The organism is Shewanella sp. 10N.286.51.B7 (genome assembly GCF_002873615.1).
Lineage (GTDB): Bacteria > Pseudomonadota > Gammaproteobacteria > Enterobacterales > Shewanellaceae > Shewanella > Shewanella electrodiphila.
Genome location: NZ_MCUF01000077.1, coordinates 1 through 17,631, shown reverse-complemented (window position 1 = coordinate 17,631; position 17,631 = coordinate 1). Strand labels below are relative to the sequence as shown.

Annotated in this window: 15 protein-coding genes; 4 read left to right on the top strand and 11 right to left on the bottom strand. The window is 42.4% G+C overall.

Annotated features, from left to right (window positions below; all coding sequences use genetic code 11):
• Positions 1 to 152 precede the first annotated feature (152 nt).
• Positions 153 to 626, top strand: a complete 474-nt coding sequence (locus BCU84_RS18840) for a peroxiredoxin (protein WP_102529594.1) — start codon at positions 153 to 155, stop codon at positions 624 to 626.
• 229 nt (positions 627 to 855) lie between these two features.
• The gene (locus tag BCU84_RS18835) at positions 856 to 1,143 is read left to right on the top strand and encodes a hypothetical protein (protein ID WP_102529593.1); all 288 of its coding nucleotides are present in this window, start codon (positions 856 to 858) and stop codon (positions 1,141 to 1,143) included.
• Between the two features lie 554 nt (positions 1,144 to 1,697).
• Here the strand turns inward: BCU84_RS18835 and BCU84_RS18830 are convergent.
• Positions 1,698 to 3,686: a methyl-accepting chemotaxis protein gene (locus tag BCU84_RS18830; RefSeq protein ID WP_102529592.1), complete on the bottom strand. Its 1,989-nt coding sequence runs from the start codon at positions 3,684 to 3,686 to the stop codon at positions 1,698 to 1,700.
• A 366-nt stretch (positions 3,687 to 4,052) separates the two neighbouring features.
• Between BCU84_RS18830 and hmpA the strand changes: the two genes are divergently transcribed.
• A complete protein-coding gene (gene hmpA, locus BCU84_RS18825; protein ID WP_102529591.1) occupies positions 4,053 to 5,246 on the top strand; it encodes an NO-inducible flavohemoprotein in 1,194 nt (397 codons plus the stop codon).
• 97 nt (positions 5,247 to 5,343) lie between these two features.
• On the opposite strand, the gene envZ is transcribed toward hmpA, so the two are convergent.
• The 10 genes from envZ to BCU84_RS18775 all read right to left on the bottom strand — a co-directional run bounded on the left by envZ (position 5,344) and on the right by BCU84_RS18775 (position 16,632).
• Entirely contained in the window at positions 5,344 to 6,666 is a 1,323-nt protein-coding gene (gene envZ, locus BCU84_RS18820) for a two-component system sensor histidine kinase EnvZ (protein ID WP_102529590.1), read from the bottom strand.
• A 41-nt stretch (positions 6,667 to 6,707) separates the two neighbouring features.
• Entirely contained in the window at positions 6,708 to 7,433 is a 726-nt protein-coding gene (gene ompR / locus BCU84_RS18815) for a two-component system response regulator OmpR (protein ID WP_102529589.1), read from the bottom strand.
• 196 nt (positions 7,434 to 7,629) lie between these two features.
• Entirely contained in the window at positions 7,630 to 8,415 is a 786-nt protein-coding gene (locus tag BCU84_RS18810; protein ID WP_133146665.1) for a hypothetical protein, read from the bottom strand.
• Positions 8,416 to 8,576: 161 nt separating this feature from the next.
• Positions 8,577 to 9,062 (bottom strand): transcription elongation factor GreB, encoded by a 486-nt coding sequence (gene greB, locus BCU84_RS18805; RefSeq protein ID WP_102529587.1) that lies wholly within the window; start codon positions 9,060 to 9,062, stop codon positions 8,577 to 8,579.
• Positions 9,063 to 9,156: 94 nt separating this feature from the next.
• Positions 9,157 to 9,639 carry a hypothetical protein gene (locus tag BCU84_RS18800; protein WP_102529586.1) on the bottom strand — a complete coding sequence of 161 codons (483 nt, stop codon included), beginning with the start codon at positions 9,637 to 9,639 and terminating at the stop codon, positions 9,157 to 9,159.
• 52 nt (positions 9,640 to 9,691) lie between these two features.
• Positions 9,692 to 10,378 carry a molecular chaperone TorD family protein gene (locus tag BCU84_RS18795; protein WP_102529585.1) on the bottom strand — a complete coding sequence of 229 codons (687 nt, stop codon included), beginning with the start codon at positions 10,376 to 10,378 and terminating at the stop codon, positions 9,692 to 9,694.
• A 50-nt stretch (positions 10,379 to 10,428) separates the two neighbouring features.
• Positions 10,429 to 11,109, bottom strand: a complete 681-nt coding sequence (locus BCU84_RS18790; protein ID WP_102529584.1) for a DMSO/selenate family reductase complex B subunit — start codon at positions 11,107 to 11,109, stop codon at positions 10,429 to 10,431.
• A gap of 12 nt (positions 11,110 to 11,121) precedes the next feature.
• Entirely contained in the window at positions 11,122 to 13,635 is a 2,514-nt protein-coding gene (locus tag BCU84_RS18785) for a DMSO/selenate family reductase complex A subunit (protein WP_102529583.1), read from the bottom strand.
• A 46-nt stretch (positions 13,636 to 13,681) separates the two neighbouring features.
• On the bottom strand, positions 13,682 to 15,670 hold the full coding sequence (locus BCU84_RS18780; RefSeq protein ID WP_102529582.1) for an MtrB/PioB family decaheme-associated outer membrane protein: 1,989 nt from the start codon (positions 15,668 to 15,670) through the stop codon (positions 13,682 to 13,684).
• A 14-nt stretch (positions 15,671 to 15,684) separates the two neighbouring features.
• Positions 15,685 to 16,632: a DmsE family decaheme c-type cytochrome gene (locus tag BCU84_RS18775; protein ID WP_102529581.1), complete on the bottom strand. Its 948-nt coding sequence runs from the start codon at positions 16,630 to 16,632 to the stop codon at positions 15,685 to 15,687.
• 198 nt (positions 16,633 to 16,830) lie between these two features.
• Between BCU84_RS18775 and BCU84_RS18770 the strand changes: the two genes are divergently transcribed.
• Positions 16,831 to 17,631: hypothetical protein (locus tag BCU84_RS18770; protein WP_133146664.1), on the top strand; the 801-nt coding region annotated here is incomplete at its 3' end.

Here is a 17,631-nt window from a genome sequence, read left to right as displayed (position 1 = left end):
GTTATTTTAATTGTTATTTTGATTGTGACTGTCATTAACCATACAAACCCTCGGTGTTTGTGATGGCCATTTCGCTTTATGCTAGCGCTTAACTAATTAACAGTTCATTTTAATATTACTTTTTAACGTAAATCGAAAGATAAGGATTCCCCATGATAGAACAAGGACAAGCTTTACCCGCTGGTACATTAAGCGAACTGACAGATGATGGCATGCTAAACCATGATGTAAGTGAATTTTTCGCCGCTAAAAAAGTCGTGCTGTTTGCTGTACCTGGCGCGTTTACACCAACTTGTTCAGAAGCGCATTTACCGGGCTTTGTAGTATTCGCTGACCAACTTAAAGCCAAAGGCGTGGATTTAATTGCCTGTGTGTCAGTTAATGATGCTTTTGTCATGAAAGCATGGGGCACAGCACAAAATGCATCTGAACTCACCATGCTAGCTGATGGCGATGCAAGCTTTACCAAAGCATTAGGCTTAGACATGGATACCGCAGGATTTGGCGGCGTACGTTCACAACGCTATGCCATGGTTGTAGATAACGGTGTGGTGACCACTTTGAATGTAGAAGCACCAAAGTCGTTTGAAGTGAGTACAGCAGAAGCGATATTAGCAGCGTTATAAAAACACTGGCTGGATTAACTCTTGAAAGGGCGACTTAAACAAGTCGTCCTTTTTGTTTGAATTATTATAAAATATCCCTTATTTACAATGCTATAAATATTAAAGGCAATGAACCTCATTGTTGACAAAAGTAGCATGCACGATATTGTAGCTGGGGTATTTAAGAGCTATAAAGTGCTGGTATCACTTTAAGTAAAGTTTGTCTGATATTTACAAGGAATGTTTACACATGGAAGAGTCCATCATTGGGTGTTTAATCTTTATAAGTTTCATTTTTCTGATCGCAGAATTATCGAGCACTAAGAATAAATTAAATCGTGTCGAGTCTAAGTTGAACCTACTGCTGGAAAGCAATGGCATTGCAATAAATGACAAAGATTTTGTGCCGGCTGAAGTTCAATATGCTTTAAAAAGTGGTAAGAAAATTAAAGCGATCAGGTTGTATCGAGAACATACAGGAACAAGCTTTTTAGAGGCTCAAAAAGCGGTCAATGGTTTCATTGCTGCTCGTGATTAAATAGCTTTAGCTCAATATTGTAAAAGGATAAAGTCTCGGTCTTTACAAATATTTTTAAACTCAAAATTCAATCTAATCCATTGCCTGCCAAAGGTCTTATACAATCACTGTCTGTGTCAGGTCTGTGTCAGGTCTGTGTCAGGTCTGTGTCAGGTCTGTAAAGTCGATTTCTTCATGTCAGCTATTTAAAGGTACAATCGCAGGGTTCCACCCTGCACTGGCTAAAAGGGAGTGAATGGCCACTCCCTCTTGGATCTCCCACCCGCTCCGAATAAGTGCTGTTTCCTCGACGATAACAGTAAATTAGCTAACGCTTCAGATGCGCCATCCATGGCTTAACTGAAGCTATGTTGGCATCCATGCCAACCTCACGCTAATTCACTTAATCGTCTCGGGCACTTCTCACGGAGACCATTGAGCCCGACAGTTCATATGAAGTTGCAGACTCTAGAGTGAAAAGGGAAAGCAGTTGTTTCTCTTTCGTCTGGTGTGGGCGAAGCGCCACGACTTCATGTCTTATTTAAAATGCATTAAATAATGAATAATTCACATCACTAAAACACACTTCTTCTTGCTGTTGTAGCCACAACGACTTCTGTTTCAATTCCTAAGCTTTGCTCAATGGTACTGACACTCTCTGCGACTTCAGTGGCGATAGCTTGGCTTTGATCTGATGCACTTTGTGCATGGGTATTGAGGCTTTCCATTGCGTTGACAAATTCATCTAAATAATTGACTTGTTGGTTAGCAAAGTCAGAGCCTTGTTTTGCGGTGCCGACCATTTCGCTGGCTTGGGCTTGTACCGTTTTGGCAACATCTAACAAGTGAGTTGCGCGTAATTGTTGGCTTTCAGTCGCATCACCAATGCCTTGTACGCTTTGGGTTAATGCCTTATTAGATACCGTAAGTTGTTCTAAAATATTCATAATATCTTTAAGGGATATTTGAGTGCGGTGAGATAAGTTACGCACTTCATCAGCAACAACGGCAAAGCCGCGGCCTTGTTCGCCTGCGCGGGCAGCTTCAATAGCTGCATTCAAGGCCAGTAGATTCGTTTGCTCGGCGATGTTGCCAATCACATCAATAATTTTTGATACATCAGTGACAGAAGTCGATAAGTTGGTCAGTGATTCGTAACAGTTGGTCACTGCATGTTGCGATGTTTCAGTCGCTTCTAATACGGCTTCTGCTTGGGTTTGGCTTGCCTGCATATGTTCCATGGTGGCAGTGGCTTTTTGCTCAACAATGGATGAGTTTTGTTCTACTTCACTGGCTAGTTCTCGTAAATGGCTGGTTTGTGTTTGCGCGACATTGACCACTTCTTGAGTTTGTTCTGTGGTGGTCGAGATTTGCTTGATCCTGTCAATTAATGAGCTTAATGAGTGCGATACTTTAGACACTTGTTGACGCTGACTTTCGTCTTCTTGCTCAAACCGGTTTAATAGTTGGTTGAAGTGACCTGCTATTTGGCCTGTTTCACAACGGCTATTAATTTGTAATTGCTCACGCTGATTGGATTCACTTAGTTTCATAAAGGCCGCATTTAAGCGTTTTAGCGGTTGTACAACTCGGCGTTGTTGCAGCCATAAATAACCAAAGGCAAATAAACCAATGATAATCACCATTGAATATAAAATGGTTTGTAGCTGCTTTTTTAAATCATGATCATATTCAGCGTGCACTTTTCCTAGACGCAGCAACTGTTGCTCCACTTGATCAGTGTCGGCAGACAATTGTGATTGCACCAAAAGATTATCGGCGAGTAAGTTATGGGTATTGGCCACTTCTTTGTCATAGCGCAGGCTTAAACTGAGTAGTTCATCGCGATAAGATTCACCTATTTCAAACTGCTCAGGCTCATCTGCACCTAAGGCAAATTCATCGACTTCTTCTTGTTCAAAAATTCCAATAAGAGAGAGTTTTGTTAATTGCTCATGCCATTGATTTAGTGCTTGTATATTACGTTGTAGGCTAGCTTCTAAGCGACTGTCTTTACCTATTAAATAGCCTTCAGTGAGTTGTGATAACTGAAACACCAATGGTGGTAGCTCACGGGTTAATTGTAAATATGATTGGGCTAAATCAGCATCCACTGCCAAGCCTTTTTCGGCGTAAGCGGCGAGGCGCATATTATTATCAAGCATTTCAGACTCTGAGTAAGCCAGTAACTGCCTTGGGTTACCTGCTAGTTTTCCTGCCGCAAGGTAGCGGTTATTCAAATTTGCGACAAATTCAGCTAAAAATTGCTGTATAGAGGTGGTGGCTGCTGTTGCTGAAGCTAAGTCAATTTGGCCGATTTGATGGGAGATTTCGGTGAGTTCTTGCCTTGCTTGGCTAAGAATTTCACTGTCTCCCGATTGCAAATAGGCATTGATATTGGGGCGAACCTTGAGCAAAAAAGTGTGTTGTATCTGTTGCAGAGTATTTGCTTGTAATTCGACTTGCTGACGTTTGTCTGTGCTCCAAAGGACTGTGGCAGCTAAAAGTCCTGCCAGTAGCAACAATATTGCCGAAGCTGTTAAGGAAAGAGTGGAAATCTTCATTGAAATGTTAGCTTTTTGGAGATTAAGTGTTGGTGATTTTATGAATTAAATATGACAGTAAGATTACATTTTGTGTATCAACTTGTATCTTGTTGCGTAATTAAATCCTTGTTTATTATATGGTTAAATGTAAAAAAGACTAAGATGATTGTAATGAAATAGAGGGTTAACACCTAAATAGAGTTATTGCTCTATCTCTTATTGGATATAAGGTGTTACTTGCTTATGAACGACCGAATGTATGAGATCAATTGTTAAATGATCGCTAGATAAAATGAAATTAATCTAAAATATATTGATCTAAATCAAATGCATGTTTATTATCTTGTCAAAACATGCATTTTAAATACATATTAGAGGTTGTTTATGTTAGATCAGCATACTAAAGACGTTGTTAAGAGCACTATTCCATTATTAGAAGCGGCAGGTCCTGCACTGACTACGCATTTTTATCAACGTATGTTTGAACATAATCCTGAGTTAAAAGATGTATTTAACTTGGCCCATCAACATACTGGTGGCCAACCTGTTGCCTTGTTTAATGCCGTTGCCGCTTACGCAAAAAATATTGATAACCTAGAAGCACTGGGCGCCGCAGTTGAGCGCATTGCCCATAAACACACAGGTTTCTTAATCAAGCCAGAGCAGTACGCCATTGTTGGTGGTCACCTTTTAGCGACACTTAAAGAACTCGGCGGCGATGCCGTGACTGAAGAAGTGCTGACCGCTTGGGGTAATGCATATGGCTTTTTAGCGGACATCTTTATCAACCGCGAAGCACAGCTTTATCAACAAACAGCGGCTAAAACTGGCGGCTGGGAAGGTACACGCCGCTTTGTGGTTCAAGCGAAAACACCTGAATCCTCGGTTATCACTTCATTCCTGTTAGCACCAGAAGACGGTCAGCCAGTCGTCGAATTCACTCCAGGGCAATACTTAAGTGTGTCGCTTGATCACGAGCAGTTAGATTTTAAAGAAATTCGTCAGTATTCATTATCAGATGCACCTAATGGCAGTACGTACCGCATTAGTGTTAAGCGTGAACAGGGCGGTAAAGTTTCTAACTTACTGCATGAGCATTACCAAGTCGGAGATATCATCGATGTGGTTGCACCAGCGGGTGATTTTGTGCTGAATACCGCAGCTGAAACGCCTGTAGTGTTGTTGTCAGCTGGTGTCGGCCTTACACCAATGAAGAGCATGTTGAACCAGCTATTATCGCAATCACATACAGCGAATATCACTTGGGTTCATGCCTGTGAAGATGGCGCACAGCACAGCTTTAAACAAGCAATTAAAGCCAAACGAGATGTGAATACCAACTTAGAAAGCTACGTTTGGTATCGTCAGCCTTTAGCGACAGATTTACCTGCCGAAGATTTTGATTTTGAAGGGACTGTAGAGCTTAATAACATCGCCGAAAGTATTGTGCCAAATGCCCAATATTACTTCTGTGGCCCTATCGGTTTTATGAAAGCCATCAAGCAGCAATTACTTGGGTTAAATGTGCCAGAGTCGCAATTACATTACGAAGTCTTTGGCCCTCACGCAGATTTATAATCTGTATTAAACCGATTTTTATATAGCAAAAAGCGACTCATCGAGTCGCTTTTTTGTTGAATGAAATTGACTTAAAACAGGGTTAGCTAAGAGCCACTTACTGGTTTTCTATTGGTAACCATACTTGCGCTCTAAGGCCGCCTTCAGGTCGGTTTTTAAGTTCAATCTTGCCGTGGTGACGGTCGATAATTCGTTTCACAATGGCTAAGCCAAGACCTGAACCTACTGAACCTCGGGCACTATCCCCTTGGGTGAATGGTTGAAACAGCTTTTCAATCTCTGCTTCATTAATGCCAGGGCCGTTATCTTCGATAATAAAACTGACACCTTTAGCGGTTTGATACGAACTGATTTTTATCAAGCCGTTACCGTAGCGAAAGCCATTTTCTACTAAATTACTTAATACTCGTTTAATCGCCACGCTTTGAAAAGGCACCAATGGACAATCTTGTAAATTGAGTTCAATGTTGCCTTCTCGGTGCATTTCCTGTTGGTTGATTTCCTGGATCAAGCGGTTGATATCATTAAGCTCTCTGGCACTTTCTTGGTCGTGACGCACATAAGCAATAAACTGGTTAATGATGTCATCCATATCTTCAATATCGGTGACTATGCCATCTTTAAGGTATTGATCTTCATCCACCATCATTTCAGAGGCTAAGCGAATACGTGTCAGTGGCGTACGTAGGTCGTGGGATATGCCGGCCATCAGTAAAGCTCGATCTTGCTCAAGTTGCTTCATACTGTGAGACATTTGATTAAAAGCGTGAGTTACCTCGACGATTTCAGATGATCCACTTAAGGGTAATGGCTCTGGGAATTCACCTTTAGATACAGAGAAAGCAGCGCGTTGTAAACGCTTAAGCGGCCTGTTGAGCCTGCGTGCAAACCACCATCCACCGGCGACACTGAGCGCACCAATTACCAATAAATACAATGTTAGTGGTGATAAATCATTTTCGTTTAACCCTGTCAGCGGTACTTTTATCCACAGAGTCGGTGCTTGTGGCGGCCTGATCCACACTTGCAGTTGTTTACCTTGAGAAAAGCGTACTTCCGCTTCGCCGCCAAGGTACTCAGACATTTGTTCGGACAAAAAACCATAATAGGTGGCCGATTCGAGCCCCGCTGCAATGGCGTTTTGCTGATTGTAAACTTTCATCTCATCATCGCGCACTTTTGCATTGAGGGCATCAACAACGGTGAGGTTTTCACGGGTGATGACAACACCATCAATAAACAATAAGTTTATTTGTCGTGCGATGAGTTGGTTGATTTGTTCATAACTGGGTTTAATAAAATAAACCGTTACAGAGAGGTAAGAAACCAGTTGATTAATCAGTAGCAAACTACCAATAAGCAATACGGTTTGGCTGAAAGAATTACGTGGCAGAAAACGCTGCCACCATTTCAGTTTGATTGCTTTTGGCTGGCTAATGGTTTGTGACTGGCTGATAGAAATTAACCCCGAGCAGTGCCGTCAGGCACGAACACATAACCTAAACCCCAAACCGTTTGGATATAGCGGGGGTTAGCGGCATCAACTTCGATTAATCGGCGTAAGCGAGACACTTGTACGTCAATAGAACGCTCTAGTGCTGAGTAGTCACGACCACGGGCAAGGTTCATGAGCTTATCGCGCGATAATGGCTCTCTTGGGTGAGATACCAATACTTTAAGCACGGCAAATTCACCTGAGGTGAGAGCGATACTTTTTTCTTCATGGAACATTTCGCGGGTTGCAAGGTTCAATGAAAAGTCACCAAAACTAATCACTTCTTCTTGTTGCGCAGGCGCTCCAGGCACTTCTGCTGTTTGACGACGCATCACAGCTTTAATGCGCGCGAGTAATTCACGTGGATTAAACGGTTTTGGCAAATAATCATCGGCGCCAAGTTCTAAGCCAATAATACGGTCAACTTCGTCGCCTTTGGCGGTGAGCATGACAATTGGGATTGGGTTTTCTTGTTGACGTAAGCGACGGCAGATTGATAAACCATCCTCACCCGGCAGCATTAAGTCTAAAACCAATAAGTGAAAGTTTTCGCGCTCTAATAAGCGATCCATTTGTTCAGCGTTAGCTGCGCTGCGCACTTGATAACCTTGTTCAAGTAAATAGCGTTCTAATAATGATCTGAGTCGCATGTCATCATCGACAACGAGAATTTTAGATGTTTCCTGGCCCATGAAATATCCTTTTGTCTAAATTTCGGCGCTAAATACAGTTAGTAAGCTAAATATAGCGACTTTATTAGAGTGCAAACAAGAGGTGTAATAGTAGTTTATGATTGTGCAGGGATAATATGACGAAGTTATTAGATTAAGTCTATGAAATTAATTGAATTTAATGATATTGATTGGAATATTAGAAATTGTAACTAAATCAGTTTTTTCGCATTAATCGCGAAAAAGTATCAATCACGCCATCTTCGTTGTTATCGAGGAGGAAGATGAGCTGATCATCATGAAGTTTGACATTAAAAGCTGCCGATGCAATTTCACCGTAGCGACTAAAGCCTGTTTGGTTGTTGTCATCATATTGAGCCTGAAAATAAACTTCTTCAGAATCTGATTGATGCTGATATTGACCCCATTCCATTCCCGTGAGTTCGTCATCATGGTCAAAGTTAATTTGTAACTGTACATATAAGCCATTATCGAGCATCAATACGGCATACAAGTCATCATATTCTTGGTTATACCAGTAACCTTCAATGTCTCGCGAGCGCAGTTGTTCGTATTCAACAATATTGTCGATGGAATTGTCGGCTTGTTTATCCATATTCAACTGCAATCTTGATGCGTCATTATTGAGGTAAACATGACTGTGATTGTGCTTAGTAAGTAAGGTGATAAACCCTTTGGACGGGTTATTGCTAAAGGTGGGGTTGAAGGAAATGGATATTGGCATATCCACAAAAGCGGTGCTATTAGATAACGCAAAACTGCCCCATTCAGCGAAACTATTACTCGGCTCATTTAAGTCTAGCCCAATTTGCAGGTAACTTTGATCTTCATTTATTTGCAGTAGTTCAATATGCCCAGCTTGCTGGCTAAGCCAGTTGCCTATGATGTATTCAGGTAGGTGGTTACTCGGTTGTGCCTTGAAACTTATCAGCATCAGAAGCGTCACACCAACTAACATCATCCAGAAAACTCTACTACACATAAAAGTTCCTTTTTTATGTTATTTACTCGATACAGGGTAAATAAAAACCGGATCTCAAGTTTAGTAAAGAAACATCATAGGGCAAGAAATTGTAGAATAATTCGCCATAAAGTTGACGTATGTATGAGTAATACACTGTTTTTGGGCAGGTGTCAGGTTTATTATACCTCTAAGTTAGTATAAGAAATCTTGTTGATATACCAATCTTGGGGGCCATTGGGGGTAGGGACAACGGCATCGTCATCGACTTCTTTTTTGAGTAATGCACGCGCCATGGGTGAATCAATAGAAATATAGCCTTTAGCATCGCCGTAAATCTCATCTGGACCAACAATGCGAAATTGCAGGATATCGCCAGCATCATTTTCAATTTCGACCCAAGCGCCAAAGAAGATTTTTCCTTCTTGTTCTGGGGCATACTCAACGACTTTTAAACTTTCGATACGTTTGCGCAAAAAACGGACTCGACCATCGATTTGGCGCAATAAACGTTTGTTTTCTTTGTAGTCAGCATTTTCGCTACGGTCACCAAGGCTAGCTGCCCAAGCCACTTTTTTGGTGATCTCAGGACGGTATTCTCGCCATAGGTAGTTCAATTCAGTTTTTAGTTTGGTCATCCCTTCCGGGGTGATGAGATTGGTCTTCACTTGGTTTGCTACTCAATGATGCTGATATATCTGATTGAGTGAAATTACCTAAAAGGAGTGCGGTTGTCGATAGCGCTTTTTGATAAGTATGGGGCTAGTTACCCATATTTCGGCTTTGACTGCGACGTTGATGACGTAATTGCGATAACTGACTCATCGCAGTGATAACCTTTTGGCTCTGATTACAGATAACAGCTTGTCTGGCATCAATGCTTTGGTTACTTGCGTTAGCCTGAGTATCGGCTTGCTTCAAACACTGTTTGGCATAATGTTCAGTGATTTGCACAATTAACGCTTCGGCTTGGCTGAGATCATTGCTGTTTATTTCTTTGACGAAGAGGAGTAAAAAGCAATCGAATAGGGCGCTAAAAACATCAGCATTAGCAAACTCTGACTCAATACAGACTTGCCTGCGGGACTCATCAATTAAAGCGGCGACTAAGTTGGCAATTGTAGTAGCGTTGGTTGCCCCGACTAAAAGGCTGTTTACGTAGGTGTCTTGTTGCCAAAACGCGACCAATTGATGCGACCATTCGGCCTTATCCCATTGCTCGCCCATTGCGTGAATGACTGACATAACAAGCTCCTACGAAAACAACATATATCGAGTATAAAACCAGGTTAAACAGCTACCTAAATAACTTTCTTGGCATAGGTAATATTTTAAATGCTTCGGCTAGTTCCGCTAAATAGTCATTAGCCAATAGCGAGATACCTACATAAAAGTCGGTCTCAGCATTGATTTTGGCCAGCTCTAAACAGCGTCCTGCCCATGGCAACATATGTTGTTGCAATAGCACTTGGATAAACTGTGTTAGCTGCTGTGCATCAGTGTCAGAATCTGGGTTAGTCGCCGCCTCTTGCAAGGTAGCAAAGCTTGAATCCAGTACACTAAAGAACAAACCGATATGATCCACTGGCTGTGGCATTGTTAGGTCGAAGTTAACCCCGTATTGCTTATAAAAATCAATGAGGGCAATGGTTGATGCATCGAAATGCACTTGATCTTCACCTAAATACGCAGAACCCTGTGGAATAGCTTTAGGTTCACCAGGACCAAAGAAAAGCTGGCCGTAGTCGACTTTTAAATCAAGTAACTGTTCGGCTTCATTCCAATGATTCAGATAGGTTGTTAGAGCGTCACGTCCTTGTTGATTATCGCTACGGTTGGCAAATGTAGGCCAAGTTGCAGCGACGTCATTTTCTACCATGTTGTGAATTAATTCAGCTTCTGGATAATGACAAAATAGGTTATGTAAAATACGTGCGATTGCTTGGTATTCACTTAACTGTTCAACTGACTGTTCAATACTCATTTAACTTTTCCTCAAAAAGGGCAGTGGTGAAGCACCACCGCCAGATCTGATTATACTTCGTTAGGGTTCAAGATTTTACCTGCACCAGCACCTGCTGGTTGACCATTGCGGTTTGCTTTAATGATCAAGTTAGGTGTAGTGATCGATGGATCAGGTAATGGTGCAATATGCCCATCACCAGCGCCATATTTAGCTTGAATGTTTTCTACTGTATCAAAATCCATTGCACGCATTGGGCAAGATTCAACACAGATAGGCTTACGCCCTTCAGCTAGTCTGTCATAACAACCGTCACACTTGGTCATCACTTTACGTTCTTGATCTAATTGCGGCGCGTCATATGGACATGCACGTGAACAGCTTTCACAGGCAATACATAAGTCTTCAGCTACATGCACTAAACCGTCTTCACGACGTTTGTGCATTGCACCTGTTGGACAAGCCTTAACACAAACTGGCTCGCTACAGTGGTTACAGCCAATAGACATGTAGTAAGCAAATACGTCTTGCTCAAAAGTACCAGTTGCTGGATCGACATTCCAAGATCCACCACCGTATTCATATACGCGGCGCCAGTTAACACCATTTAAACTAGGTACGCCGTTTTCAACTGGCTTAGTTGCATTGCGAATCTCTTCGCCTTGTCTGTCTTTACAAGAGATATGGCAGGCTTTACAGCCAGTACATTTTGTCGTATCGACATAGAAACAATATTGGATAGCATCGCTCATGGTAGCGCTCCCTTATAAAACTTTACGAAGTTGAACACGGTTAGTGTGTTGTGGATTACCTTTAGCCACTGGGCTAGGCATGTAACGGGTTAGCGAGTTAATCGCGCCGCCAATGTCCACGACTTTGCCAGAAGAGCCAGTGCGACCATTTGGATCAGGTTTGAACCAAGCGCCTTGACCTAAAGCAACGACACCAGGAAGTACGCGAGGTGTGATGCGTACAACCACTTCAATAGAACCACGTTCGTTATACATTTCGACAGTGTCACCAGAGGCTACGCCGTACTGTTGAGCATCAATCGCGTTCATCCATACTGCATCTTCAACCGCTTCACGTAACCAAGGTACGTTGTGGTAGCTAGAGTGAGTACGACCCTTAGTGTGGTAACCCGCTAATTGCAGTGGGTAATCATCTTTGGTGTCTTCATCTTCATAGCTGTCCCACGTTACTGTGTATTGTGGGATTGCAGTAATGGTGTCGCCTTTAACTTTGTTTTGTTCCCAGTTTGCTGAGCGCCATGCAAGCTCTGCAGAGTGGATTTCAATTTTTCCTGAAGGTGTTGCTAGTGCTTCACCGCCATTAACAAAACCTTGTAGCGCCACGTTGCGGTTTTCCATGTTCTTGCGGAAGAAACCAATTTCTTGTGCTTCTTTGTAAGTTGATGGGAACGCAGGAGTCACACCTAAGTTTTTGCTGTTTGAACGAGTTTGTTGGTAAAGCTCTTCTAACCACTCATCTTCTGTTTTACCTTCAGTAAACTCAGCACCAACACCCATTGCATCAGCGATCATTGCTGATACTTGGTACATTGACTTACAGTCCCAAATTGGGTCTACAGCGGCTTTCATTGCTGTGATGTAACCCATTGCGCCAGAAGCATAAGAGTCATCAACTAAGTCATTTGATTCTAACCAAGAAGTATCTGGAATGATGATGTCGGCAAATTTAGCGCCTGGGGTCATCCAGCAATCACAAGAAACGATAAGCTCAACACCGCTTTCATCTTTTAAGATTTCTGCAGTACCGTTAATGTCAGCGTGTTGGTTCAATAGCGAGCTATCAGAAGCTGAGATGATCACTTTGATATTAGTGCCAAGTGGCGTATCTAAGTCGTCAGTACCCGTAATACCGTGAGTACGGGCAGTCATGGTTTCACCATTGTGAATCGCTTCTGACCAAGTGAAGAAAGAGATTTTTTCTTTCACTGGGTTAGTGCCTGTAGGGATAGAAGCACGGTACATGTTAGTCATGTTTGGTAGTTCACCGTTTGATGAACCTTCACGACCTAATTTACCTGCTAATACACCTAGCATGTAGATAGCACGAACGGTTTGTTCACCGTTTGCTTGACGGTTAACACCCGCGCCAGCAATGATGTAAGGCTTTTGAGAAGCCATTAAATCGTCTGCAACTTGCTTGATGTTGGCTTCAGAAATACCAGTGATTTTCGCAGCCCATTCAGGCGTACGCGCTTCACGGTCAGCAAACTTGCCTTGCGCCATGATGTAGTCGTAGTAGTTCTCCGCACTGTCCATTGCTGCAGCGTATTCAACTTTTTTCGCATCGCCACTGGCTGCAAATTCTGCTTTTTGTGCTTCGATTGAAGCCGCGTCATAACCGACACTGTTCTTATTGATGAAGTCGATAGAGTTTGCGTCAACCCAACCTGAACTGATCATCAAGTAAGCAATAGCTTCTGCTAATGCAGCATCAGTACCTGGACGGATTGGTAACCAAGATGATTCTTTACCTGTCATTGAGTCAGTGTAACGTGGGTCGATCATCGTGACTTTAAGGCCGTTTGCACGTTGCAGAGCCTGTAAGTAATCGTAACCTTCACCTGAGCCTGATTGACGGATTTCACTTGGGTTGTAAGCAAAACCTAATAAAAAGTCACTGCTTTCAAGTGTTACTGTGGCAGAACCTGATGTGCTGCCAGTACCAAAGGTGTGTTTAGCCGCTTCAGTTTGTTGCGCCCAAGAGTAGTTACCGAAGTATTGTAAGCAACCGCCAACTAAGTTGAATAAACGGTTGAAACAACCATTTGATGCGAAACCATAATATGCGCCAGAGCCGTAGCTTCTGAAAATCGCCTTATTACCGTGTTCAGCAATAACAGAAGTCAGTTTGCCACCGATAGTGCTCGCTGCTTCTTCCCATGTAATTGGCACAAACTTACCTTCGCCGCGCTCACCAACACGTTTCATTGGTGATTTTAAACGGTCAAATGCATAAGTGCGTTGACGTAATGAACGACCACGTGCACAAGCACGAACTTGGTGCATACCGTACTCATCTTGTACATCATGGTGAGTTTCAACGCGGGTAATCATCCCGTCGCGGCTGTAAACTTTAACTGGGCAGTTTGAGCCACAGTTTACTAGACATGCCGACCAAGTTAATGCTTCATCAACTGGTGGTTGCGGTGGTACTGGCTCAGCATCTTTTGAGCTGGAATTACAACCAGTAACGGTGGCAGCACAACCTAAAGCAGCACTCATTTTTAAGAAACTTCTGCGTTCCATTATTAAATCCTCTTACTAAAATTTATTCAGTGCGTTCGTTCAACGACTACAGCACATAGCTGAAATTCAGCATGATCTGATGGGCGTTATAATTGTGATTAAGCTCGCCCAGGGTAACCATGCCTGGCACTTGATCAGTGGTCATTTGAGCGTCATCAGTGTCGTAATAACGTTCGTAGCGATAAGTCAGTTTCAATGCCATGTCATCACTCAAGGCATAGTTAGCGTAAAGACTCGCGCTATGGTTATAGGAGTAGTAATCGCCGTATGGGTTAGTACCATCAGCGGTAACATAAGTGTCACTGCTTGAATTACTGAACAGGTAATCAGCGCCTAAAGTCAGCTTATCTTCCATTAAGCCGCCGTAACTTACGCCTGCACCTAAGTTGATAAACTCATCTTCAATGTCGGCGTACCAGTCAGGGTCGCTGTAGTTTTGACTCCCTGCCTGGGCTGAATTAATCCATTGTTGGCCTGCGAAACCGTAAGCAGAGAACTGCTTAGTCAGTTGCATATTGACGTTAATGTCGTAGCTGTAATCTTCTGATTCAGTTAATCCGATCACAGTGTCGTCATAGTTATCTTTTGCATAACGACCAGTAAAATCGATGCTTAACCAATCAAGCGGTGTGTGACTCATGCGCAGTTCAACTTCGTTACGCTCTCTGTCCGCAAGGTAGTATTTGCGCATCAGTGAATTGTCTTCACTCGAGGTTAATTCAGTGGCTTGATATTCAGAGCCGCCACGATTGCTGTGAGCAGCTTTCATATCAATGGTGAAGTTATCAATGGCGCGGATAGACAATTTTGCCCATAAGCTATCTTCATTAGTTTCTTCACGGTCGCTGTAGGTGCGTTCGATATCTTTGCGGTCGTAACCTGCTTGTAGGCGGTAGCCACTGGCGATGCGGTAACTGGCATTGACCTTGAACGTTGAACGCTCAACATCTGTGGCGACATTTTCTTTAAAGGTGCCGCTGATGCTATCGAAGTTGTATTGCTGGAATTCAAATACCGAGCTGTTGTTTTCACGGTTGCTGTAGTCAACACTACCGCCAACGCGTAAACGGTTGCTTAGCATTGAAGTAATACGGATATTGGCATCAGTAGTATCGACTTCACCGTCCCAGTTTTGAATTGGGTTGCCAGCAACTTGAATTAAATCGTCATCTTGGATCATACGACCAACAATAAAGCGACCTGACATAATAGTGCGGTCTAGTTGGTACTGGCCTGATAACGACACTTGGTGTGCTTGATTGTCAGGTGTGGCTGAGTAGACATCGTAGTCTGTAGGTAAGCTGAGGTTTTCAGTATTATTTTTGTACTGACTGCCAAAGTAGCTTAATTCCGTTAACCAGTTTTGCCCGGTTAACGCTGCGCCAGCAGTAAACGAGTCCGTGGTGGAATCAACACGCTGACCAAAGTTAACTGGGCTTGGGCTGACTAAGCTGCTGCTCTTGTAACCGGTTTTATCTTCACGGTCGAAACGCACATACCCTTGATAAAAGTCTTGATTAAAATCAGCACCAATACCGACTTTTTCACGTTGTTGAGATAACTCAAATACGTAAGTGTCGCCAGGCAACATCATGCCGTCATCGTAATAAAGATTACTTTGCGCATCACCTGATTGGTAAGTGGTAATCAGTGAATAATCGGCATCGACATTAAATAAGCCTTTTTGACCCACACTGATGTTCGCTGTACTGTTTTCAAAACCTAATTGATGGGCTTGAATACTGGCTTGGTAGCCATTTTCATCTTGGTATTCAACATCGCCACTAAGGGCAGTGACAAAGCCATCTTGATCGGTACCTAATGCATTAGCTGCATGGACATCATCGCTGTCGATGTATCCAGCTGAAATATCGATGTTGCCGCTGTAACCTGAAGTATTAGTACAACGCTTACACTCATACTTTTCTTGGTTTAGGTTTTCAGTATTGGCATTACCAACTGCAAAGTTAGCGGCCATGGTTGGCGCAGAAGCTAACAATAAAGAAGCGGTAATTACATTCAATTTAAAATTCATGATATGGCTCCTAATTAACGCTGCAGCAAGCTGCCAGCTGGGTGGTTAGAACCATGGATTTGGCTGTGGCAGTTCAAACAGCTTTTTCCGCCGCCAAAGGCATCCATTCCAGGTTGTAAAACAACGCGACTCGCGTGACCGTCATCAGCGTGACATTGTTGACATAGTTGCGGTGCACGGTTGTTGAGCATGCCTTCGTTAACGCTGCCATGTGGGTTATGACAAGTGACACAGTTTTCAGTGACCGGTGCGTGCTCCCATAACATTGGGCCGCGTTTTTCAGCGTGACAGCTGTAACAGGTGTCATTAACAGTCGGTTTATTGAGTGCACTTTCTGACATTGATCCATGTGGCGAGTGACAATCGATACAGGTCATTTGATCCCATTTCATTGGGTGAGCTGAGCGTTTGTTCATGTCGGCTTTTTCACGGGTGTGACAGCTAGTACAAGTATCATTAACGGTAAGTTTGTCTAATGCAGGATCTTTAGCGGCATGCACTACGTGGCAATCTGCACAAGCAATCTCTTCGAGATTATGAGTGCTGCTATGCCAAGCCATTTGTTCAGGGTCGTTATGGCAACCTTGGCAAACGGTGTTTTGGGTCGGTGCATCAAGTTTGCTGTCTTTACCAAACTGGATCATTGGCTCTTTACCACCACGGTTGTGGTTGCCTTGTGGACCATGACAGGCCTCACATTGAAGACCCGCCATTGGAGAGTCCTTGCTGGTTAAGTCGCCATGTGCGCCTTTGAAAATGTCAGTAACGCCTTCAGTGCGTTGGTGACACATTAAGCAGCTGTCTGCTCCTTTAGGGGAATACTTACCTTCAGCAAACTTCTCCACTAATTTTTGAGAAACTTGTTCACCTGTCATGTCATCCCATGGCGCTGCTGCGGCATTAAATGAGCACAAATAAAGGATTACACTGATAGAAGCTAGGATGTTTCGACACCAGTTCATCATGTCACCTGACCTTATTAAATCGAATTTATAAAAATGGACTAATCAATAAGGGGTATTTTAAAGAATTGTAAATTTCAAATCTAAGAATTGCGTTTATCATAAAGCGACATTTGTGATCAGGATCTATATCAGGGGTAACAAAAAAAATTAAAATACTTTCTGCAATGACATTGGTATAAATAAAAAGTTCCCCTTATGATTAAATATAAATGCAGACCGGCAATTCATACAAAAATAGTATGTGAGTATTGTGAAAGAATTAACTTTCCGTTACCGGCTGAATATGCACATTTTAAATATTTGTCTGATGAAGAATTAATAAGTTTTAATACCATAACTAACTTATTAAATTTTATTGAAAAGAATACTAATAATCCTTTTTTCTTTGTCGACTTCGTCCAGTTTTTCAATCAACGCATCGAAGAATTCACTCGAATCGACCTGTCTAGTAATGTGAGCAATGCCAGTAAACTGATTGCGTTTACCCAGTTCTACAATCAAGTGTCAGATCTTAATTGGACCAACACAGAGACAGCCGATTCTGTTGGTTTGATTGCAAAACGTTCACAGCAATCATTAGCTTCGAAGTACGACGATCTCTTTATATATGCATCTATGATGTATGTTTTAAAATTTAGTGAATCAAATAAATCCGATATAATCATAGAGTTACCTTTCGGTCGTTCTTTCTATGGCTATAATGTCGAACTACTGGAAAACGTGAAGTTTAACTGCCAGTCCTTTTCTGTTTTCGTTAAAAAAGATGAACGAGATAAGGTGCTTGTCAACGCATTAATACCGCGAAAAATCTCTAATTTAGAACGTGTTAATGCGGCAGCTAATAGTATTTCACCTGCAGATTTAAGCTTGGTAGCATTAGCAAATATGCTTGGTATGTCGTCTAGGAGTTTACAGCGAGAAGTTAAAATTGAAGGTTTTTGCGTAAAAGACATAATTAAAAAAACCAAAGCGAATGCTATTATTTATATTTTAAAT

Bases quoted from the DNA above. Each gene is read 5' to 3' on its own strand.
- BCU84_RS18840 (WP_102529594.1), top strand. From the start codon at position 153: ATGATAGAACAAGGACAAGCTTTACCCGCTGGTACATTAAGCGAACTG.
- BCU84_RS18835 (WP_102529593.1), top strand. From the start codon at position 856: ATGGAAGAGTCCATCATTGGGTGTTTAATCTTTATAAGTTTCATTTTT.
- BCU84_RS18830 (WP_102529592.1), bottom strand. From the start codon at position 3,686: ATGAAGATTTCCACTCTTTCCTTAACAGCTTCGGCAATATTGTTGCTA.
- hmpA (WP_102529591.1), top strand. From the start codon at position 4,053: ATGTTAGATCAGCATACTAAAGACGTTGTTAAGAGCACTATTCCATTA.
- ompR (WP_102529589.1), bottom strand. From the start codon at position 7,433: ATGGGCCAGGAAACATCTAAAATTCTCGTTGTCGATGATGACATGCGA.
- BCU84_RS18810 (WP_133146665.1), bottom strand. From the start codon at position 8,415: ATGTGTAGTAGAGTTTTCTGGATGATGTTAGTTGGTGTGACGCTTCTG.
- BCU84_RS18800 (WP_102529586.1), bottom strand. From the start codon at position 9,639: ATGTCAGTCATTCACGCAATGGGCGAGCAATGGGATAAGGCCGAATGG.
- BCU84_RS18795 (WP_102529585.1), bottom strand. From the start codon at position 10,378: ATGAGTATTGAACAGTCAGTTGAACAGTTAAGTGAATACCAAGCAATC.
- BCU84_RS18790 (WP_102529584.1), bottom strand. From the start codon at position 11,109: ATGAGCGATGCTATCCAATATTGTTTCTATGTCGATACGACAAAATGT.
- BCU84_RS18785 (WP_102529583.1), bottom strand. From the start codon at position 13,635: ATGGAACGCAGAAGTTTCTTAAAAATGAGTGCTGCTTTAGGTTGTGCT.
- BCU84_RS18780 (WP_102529582.1), bottom strand. From the start codon at position 15,670: ATGAATTTTAAATTGAATGTAATTACCGCTTCTTTATTGTTAGCTTCT.
- BCU84_RS18775 (WP_102529581.1), bottom strand. From the start codon at position 16,632: ATGAACTGGTGTCGAAACATCCTAGCTTCTATCAGTGTAATCCTTTAT.